This window comes from Brevibacillus sp. AF8, from assembly GCF_021270385.1.
Lineage (GTDB): Bacteria > Bacillota > Bacilli > Brevibacillales > Brevibacillaceae > Brevibacillus.
Genome location: NZ_JAGQDN010000002.1, coordinates 611,775 through 619,443, shown reverse-complemented (window position 1 = coordinate 619,443; position 7,669 = coordinate 611,775). Strand labels below are relative to the sequence as shown.

Annotated in this window: 5 protein-coding genes; 1 reads left to right on the top strand and 4 read right to left on the bottom strand. The window is 46.3% G+C overall.

All coding sequences use genetic code 11. The features are described from left to right. Positions 1-75 precede the first annotated feature (75 nt). Positions 76-324, top strand: coding sequence for a hypothetical protein (locus tag KB186_RS06170; protein ID WP_232773250.1), 249 nt, complete (start codon positions 76-78; stop codon positions 322-324). Positions 325-462: 138 nt separating this feature from the next. Here KB186_RS06170 and KB186_RS06165 read toward each other — a convergent pair whose 3' ends face one another. The 4 genes from KB186_RS06165 to KB186_RS06150 all read right to left on the bottom strand — a co-directional run bounded on the left by KB186_RS06165 (position 463) and on the right by KB186_RS06150 (position 7,662). Then, on the bottom strand, positions 463-2,040 hold the full coding sequence (locus KB186_RS06165; RefSeq protein ID WP_232773249.1) for a glutathione ABC transporter substrate-binding protein: 1,578 nt from the start codon (positions 2,038-2,040) through the stop codon (positions 463-465). Between the two features lie 177 nt (positions 2,041-2,217). Next, complete coding sequence (locus KB186_RS06160) at positions 2,218-2,508, bottom strand: hypothetical protein (RefSeq protein ID WP_173609305.1); 291 nt, start codon at positions 2,506-2,508, stop codon at positions 2,218-2,220. Between the two features lie 25 nt (positions 2,509-2,533). Then, positions 2,534-4,192 carry a hypothetical protein gene (locus KB186_RS06155; protein ID WP_232773248.1) on the bottom strand — a complete coding sequence of 553 codons (1,659 nt, stop codon included), beginning with the start codon at positions 4,190-4,192 and terminating at the stop codon, positions 2,534-2,536. 2 nt (positions 4,193-4,194) lie between these two features. Continuing rightward, positions 4,195-7,662, bottom strand: coding sequence for a DUF4132 domain-containing protein (locus tag KB186_RS06150; protein ID WP_232773247.1), 3,468 nt, complete (start codon positions 7,660-7,662; stop codon positions 4,195-4,197). Positions 7,663-7,669: the final 7 nt, after the last annotated feature.

The following is a 7,669-nucleotide window of genomic DNA, read 5'->3' as shown; positions in this document are numbered from 1 at the left end:
CAGCTGTGTCATAATTATATGACGACTGACGCCTATCTATACTATTCGAAAATCCTTGTTCTCGGAGGTAAACATATGGTACCAAAGCTAAGTAAACATCGAACTATAATTTCAATTTTTCTTTTATTAAGTGTTGTTATTTTCGTTTTTTTTCTACTTAGCAATTCTTCACTGGAAGATGAATATGTTAAGATTTTTGAATCTAATAATGCTGAGATTATTAAGGAGCTTTCAGACCACAATTTTCGTTATGTTATCGAAAATGATGGTTCTGTTTGGATACATGAAGATGACCAATATAAATATGCAATGTGTTGCACATAAGATAATAAATAAGAAACCACCTCCATCACCCTCCGATTTAACTGTTAAACCCAACTTTTTTGAACCAAATCTGGATTTTCATCTTAATTCCAACATATGGAGACGCCACTGACACAATCATGTCAGCGGCGCCTTGTATTATTGAATCGTTACTTCGTCAATCTCGATATGGCCTGCAGGGCTAATCCATACACCCTGTACATTTTTTTGAATCGCCGCTAGGTTCTCGGAGAATCGGAACGGAATGAGCGGTGCTTCAGTCATTTCGATTTGTTGTGCCTTTTCATAGAGTTGCTTTCGTTTTTCTGCGTCTGTTTCTCTGCGTCCTTCGTCAATCAGCTTGTCTACTTCCGGATTGTTGTAGAACGAATGGTTACCAGGTGCGCCATGTGCTTTCGAATGATACAGGTTCGATTGATTGTAGTCGGCATCGCCTGTAGCATTTCCCCATCCACTCATGAACAGGTCTGTCTCCCCTTTGGATGCTGCTTCGATATACGCCCCGAATTCCATCACATCCAGTTGCAGATCAATACCGATTGGCTTCAGTTGTTGTTGCAAAACCTCGGCTACGCTAATTCGTGCTTTGTTATCATTCAACGCGATTTTTGCTTTGAAGCCATTTGGATAACCAGCCTCTGCGAGCAATTGCTTCGCTTTCTCGACGTCATACGGAATGTCTTTTACATTCGGGCTGTACCCAACCATCGCTGGTGTAATCGAGGAGTGAGCTGGTGTTCCCACACTGTTGTAAACGCCTTCAATAATGGTTTTCTTGTCGATGGCGTGGGCAATGGCTTGGCGGACACGCACATCATCAAACGGCTTTTTCTTTGTATTCAATCCGATGTGGTCGACAGAGAACCCAGGGTATCGACCCAATTGCATGGATGGAGAATTTTGTACGCGATCGATGTCACTCACAGGCAAGTTTTCTGCCACTTGAACTTCTCCTGTCTCAACCATGGCAAGGCGAGTTGTGTCTTCCGGTACGGTTTTGAAAACGACTTTATCCAAATTCGGTGTACCGCCATAGTAGCTATCGTTTCTCACCAGAACCACTTCTTGACCCGGCGTCCATTTTTCGAATTTGTACGGTCCTGTACCGGTTGGATGCTTGCTCAAATCTTTTCCATATTGTTCAATGGCTTTCGGGCTGATAATGCTTCCCTCTGCACTCGCCAAAACAGACAAGAGTGGTGAGTACGGGTAATTCAGTAGAAATTGTACCGTGTACTCATCTACTACTTTCACTTCTTTGATTGCTTCAAACATGTTAATCCGACTGGAGCCAACGGCAGGGTCTTGAACACGAGCGATCGTTGCTTTTACCGCTTCCGCATTGAAAGGTACCCCATCATGGAACGTCACACCTTGACGAAGCTTGAACTCCCACGTCAAGTCATCGAGCTGCTTCCATTCACTTGCCAGGGATGGGACGTATTTGCTTTCTTTATCCATGCGGACAAGCCCTTCATATACTTTGTGATGAACGATTGCTGCAGAAGGGATTTGAGACAGGAAATGTGGATCGAGGTTGTTCGCATCGGACAGACGAGCGATGACGAGGGTTCCCCCTGTTTTGCCAGCTTCCGCAGTACCTCCTGCTTGTCCGGCGCTAGTCGACGCATCCTGCCCCGACGAACACCCAGCCAATGCCGCAGATACCGCGATTGTCATGGCAATCAGCGTGTGATAAAAGCTCTTCTTTTTCATCTGTGTTCCCCCAATTCTTGTTGCAAATGTTTTAGCATTCAAACATGTTTTATTTTAGACAATATTCAGTCATTGTATTTTCACTTTGTTTACCTTTATTTTCAGTTTCTTTACAACTTGATAAATAAACAAAAAAGAGAGACTCCTCAAGAATCTCTCTTTCTTCACTGGACTCTATTACGATGATCGAGTCAAAGGCTTTTTCATCATATTGATGTACTGCACCACATACAAATACTGCTGCGTTAGCAACTCGGCATCTGCTTTTACTTCCTGCAAATAGCGATTGCCCTCCACATGCAGATCTTCTATCAATGAGCCCAGAAAGCTCATATCGTATTCGGTTGCGAGCTCTTGCAGTTTTTTCAATTCCTGCAAATCTTGCTTATCAAGTTTATGGATTCCTTTGAGTAACAAGCGTTCCTGCCAATCAGTTAGCTTTTCGGTAAAGGAATATAACTCCTCCATGATTTTATGTCCACTCCCTCACCGTTTATAGGTCTAACTTGAAGCTCGTCAGCGATTTTCCCTGCATGATGCTGATGGGATAAAGCCCATCCCCTATTTTTTGCACAAGCAAATACACATCGCGCAACTCCAGCAACCGTTTGTTTTGCTCCAGATGACGTATATTGCGGGCGAAATCCCCCTGATAGGAGATGCTCAATGGGAGGGAATAACCTTGCTCGTCTTCGATCGTCAAAATCAACTGTTGCGACTTCTGATCAAAATCGACTTGATTGAACTTGTTCGCTTTCAATAAAAAAACCGAGTCCAAAGCAGTTTCAAACATATCGCCTGCCGCGTCCTTCCAGTCACTTGACCAGTCGCAAACGAGCACCTTGCCGAGATCCAGCTCTTCAATGTTGTCCCTGGGAACGATGGTTAGCCGCGTCTCTTCACTGGAAGACAAGCGCTGCTCCCGATTCGTCTTTGCCTGTGTCAGGATGACCTGTGAATGAGAGAGCTCCTCCATGGAGATCAACCCGCCCCATGGGACCTTGCCTTTATAGCTGTCCTTAAAGGAAAACGATATGCCCTCATAATACACGGGGCGCGCTTCTGTATACGTGTAAATGCGCTGATCAGAAAGCGAATAAAAGTAATACGTAATCCCCTTGTACCCTGACCGTGTCTCCCATGGATTTGCTCCCAATGCATACAGACTTAACTGTGGAACCATATGGTACTTGCTTTTGAAGCTGCCGAGCAGCTGCTTTTTCGCTTCGATGTGATCGGTCTTCTCTATGGCAAGCAAACTGAGATACACCCGGGAAAGTCGGTCGAGCAGCGCTTCCGTCGAAAACTTGACATGACGCTGAAAAAATAAGTTCAGCTCCCCATGAATGCCGCGTATGTCTTTTTCCACGCGGGGAAGATTGCCGTTATGCGCAGCAATAGCAAGCAGCTCCAGCCGTGTACAAATCGTTTGGGATAGCTTCGCCAAGCCGATGCCAAGAATCTCTGCGATTATCGATTTGGCTTCCGCTACGACATCGGTTTCGTAGCTGACATCGGTTACAGATGCTTGTAACTGCTCCCGATCCTGTAGCTGATGCATGGCCCGATAGCGTAAAATGACCTCCAGCTTGTGCAAGCAATTGCCTTTCGCCTTGCAGGTACACATGCTCTTCCCGATCTCCGATTCACTGTCAAAAGATACGGAAATATCTTGGGTACGTAATGTCATGGTTAAGAAGGATGTTTCAACGACCTCCATCTCCTCGAAATAGTCGAGGCGAAACAGCACTTCTTCCAGCTGTGCTGGGGTAAAAGCCTTGCTAATGTGAGACGGCTGCAATTGCAAGAGCCAGCTAAAGTCAGGCTTGTAAATCTCCAGCTCTTCCCCGGTCTCTGCTCCTGCTTGCAAGTGGTTTTTGGCATAGTAGACGATGGCGATGATAACATGCTTGCAAATCTTGTCTGATGGACATGAGCAGGAAAAGCGATCAATATCTGCATGAAGTCGGCATACGCTGTCATCTGACAGCGCACACTCGACGTAATCGTCCCCGAACTCGTAGGAAACGGACATTCCTTTTTCCATTTCCTTGATGGAACGATTGTAAATGCCTTTGTTCGCGTATTTGATCAGATACTCTTCGTTGCACAGCGCGATAAACCGATGAAATTCTGATGTGAAATCCGCCATCGTTATTTTCCTGCTGCTCGCATGACATCATAGACGGTTTCGCTGAAAATGCGTGTTGGAATATCAGTGAGCTTCAGTCGATCCACTGGTTTGAAGTAAAAATGCTTGTACTCGGCATCTTTGTTTGGAAAGAAAGCCAACGTTTCCAGCTTCACATCCTCCATTCCTTCCCAGTACGAAATGCTCGCCCCGCTGATTTTCAGCTCAGCCACCATACCGTCATACAGTTTGTAAAACTCGTAATAATAACCGGCATCGAGCGGGGTTCCTTTAACCCAGCCGAATTTCTCCATCATTTTCGCAAAAGCAGTAGGTGAATACGATTCAACAGGCAGGCGGAGCAATTCATTGGCTTTTATTTCTTCTTCCGTTGGCAGGAACGCTTCACGGCTCAACTGCTCGAACGGTTGCGTAATTTCGTAATCTTCCAGCTGAGTACGCCAGCCGTTCAACGTCTCTTCGTCCAGCTCCAGTGGGTGAATCAAGCCAATAAGCTGCTCATCTGCCAACTCATACTCATCCTCGTCCACGGTGTTAAATGTCCCATCGTCCATATAGCGGAACGTATCTACGAGTTTTCCATCCTCGTATACACCCCAGATGAGCCCGATTGCGAATTTTTGCATCAACACGTTCTCCACAAATAGACGTTTCCACGCTTCCGTTGACCAATAACGTGATTTGGAAAGGGACTCCTCCAGACGAAGAGATTGCACTTTCACCATATTTTTCAGGTCTTTTTTCAATTGGGCAAAAGTCAATCGCGCTTGTTCTGCCTTCTCCTGATCGTCTTTCGCAGACGGTGCAGGCAGATTTTTAACCGCTTTTCCTGTGCTGTCGTTCGTAACTTCCAGCTCCAGCTCGTTGCTAACTTTGACCGTGAAGGTGCGGTCGCCGTAGTCAAAGACTTGCTTGCCAGACGCAGCGAAGCCAAGCGTCGTGACCAATCGGTCTTCCAGTTCCATCGCGGAAATGTTCTGATTCGCAGCCGCCATAGACAGCGCCTCTTCTGCGGCTGATTTGACTTGCCTGTTTTTGATCGTACGTTTAATCTGGTCGATTAGACGCAGCGCAGTCAAATCATTCGAGAAAGACAGAGCACGTACGCCATCCGCAGCCAAAGCTCCGCGAGAGTGATCTGTCCACTCCTTAATCAACTGACCAAGCGTATCGACTATACGACGATCTCCAAAAGCAACGCAAAGCGGCATGACCCATTTTTCTTTGGCTACTGCTCCATTATCGACCCAACTGCGCAAAACTTCCGTGGTAAAGTCAGCAACAGATGCCGCTTGCAGAGACGGTTTCAAGTCAAGTACCAACTGGTTTGGCGCTGTCGGGAAATCGATTGAGGCGGTGAGCATGTACTCCATTACTTCCTGACCTAGCTCGTTGCCGTCTTGGTCGCGAAGGACTGGCATGCGCTCCAGAGGCATCCATTTAATCCGTGTGAGCTTGCGCTTGTCGGTCAGGTTGCCTAAATGAGTCAAGCTCGCATCTGGCCCTTGTTCCTCGGCGTCGATAAATGTTTGCAGCAGCGTTTTAAATTTGCTGCTCTTTTCATTTGTCAGTAGCTCTTGGAAAATGACCTTGTTATTGTCCAGGGAGCGAATCGCATCCAGCGCCATTTCTTTAACCTTTGCTTTTTTCTCGGTTTGATAAACGTGCAAATAAAGCTCCTTGTCTTTGGCCTGAAGAAACGCCGCACCAGCAAGGCCGCTCACTTTCTTCGAGCTGTCACCCAACCCGAGCAGAATCGCTTGGTTGCGCAATTCTTCTGACAGCGTCTCCTTTGCCGCTAATAGGGTTTGCATCACAAACACGCGAAGCTCCGTATCCAGCTTATCAAATTGAGCCAGACTCATTTCCGGATTCGCTACGACCAACGAACGATACACCTCTTCTTTGACGTCTGTGTAATAATAATGATTCTCCTTGATCGACAAAATCTGATAGAACAGCGTCTGGATATCTACAGCTTCGTCCTTCCGGTAATGATCGATGATACCGGTCAATCGCTCCTGGAACGCATGAGCGAAGCACATATGGCCTACTCTGCGGTTGGACTTGTCTTTGTATTGGCACATGAACGGAATCAGACGCGCAATAAACGGATGATCCACAGGCAAGAAGCTCAGCAGGATCATTTGCTGTCTTACAAGTTGTACGTCCTCCAGATGCACATGCTCGAGCACATCCTCGAGTACTGCTTTGTCATCCAGATAGTTCGCCAGCTTTGTCGATCCCTTTGCACGACGCAACGCGTCTTGAATAATCGCTTCCAGAGATGGCTGGAAATTGGAGAGATCCACGCCTTCTGCCGCCAGCGTTTTGTATAAAAATCCTTTGACCATCGGGATCGAAGCAAGCTCCAGTGCTCGTCTTGATTTCGTTACGTCTTCCTGCACCAGCTGCTTCACTTGCTCCCAATTGGTCGGAGGGGATAGCAAATGCTCGCGAAGTCCCAGCAGTAGATCGTAAGGCTCATCCATGTGTACGAGGTTAGACAGTCTCTTATCTTCGGCCAAGATATCGAGCGGGAACATGTCAAAAAGGATTTGCAAGGTGTCGTGCAGCTCCCGATCGATCTCCTCTTCCTTCTTCAGGAATGCACTGGTCCCGCCTTTTACGTGAATGCGGAAATACAGCAAGCTGATGACTAGCTCCATATAACGCTTCAAATGTTTCTGATTCAAAAGGGAGCCTTCCTTTACTTGCTCTCCTGGGTAATACTTTTCTCGCAACGCAGCCTTTTTCTCTTTGACGTACGAAGGGTACAACGACTCGTTGGTCAGCAAATTGTTACTCGAAAACTGCATGGTCACGATTTCTTTGGCAATGGTATGCAGTTCTTTTATATATTCACGCGTATCACCCGTAACTAGGTAATAGTAGCTCGGCATTAGCTTTTCTTTTGCTTCCTCCAATAAGCTCGGAGAAATCGAGTACGCATACGAAATGAATAGCAAAAATTCGGCCCGATCAAATGTCGAGGAGTAATCACGGCTGATGCTTACGCGATAATCCTCCGCGGCTTTTAACATAAATTCGGCAAACAACGCATATCCGAAATGCTCGATCGTTTTTCTCATGGCTTCCAATGCTTTCTGATCTTTTGCCCGGATATCAGCATCACTGATGTCCTTCATACCTTGAAGTTCGATCTGATCCAGGAAGCACTCATCCATCACATTTTTCTTATCGTAAAAACGGTTGCTTGCCTTGTAAATCAGTACAGCTGCTCGATAGAAAGCCAGCTCCTCGCCGCGTTTTTTCAGCTTGTCAAATTCGGATCGAACCGTATAGCTGTAAAACCTCGGGTCCTCTACGATTGCCGGGCATTCGTCTGTGTCGCCTGCAATGTAATCATTGATTTGATCGTACAAATGCTTGTTTCGATCACTTGCACTGATAAACTCCTCCACAAATTTCTTCGTAACCGGATTCAGATCTGTCTTTCGTAAAACCATTCCTTAC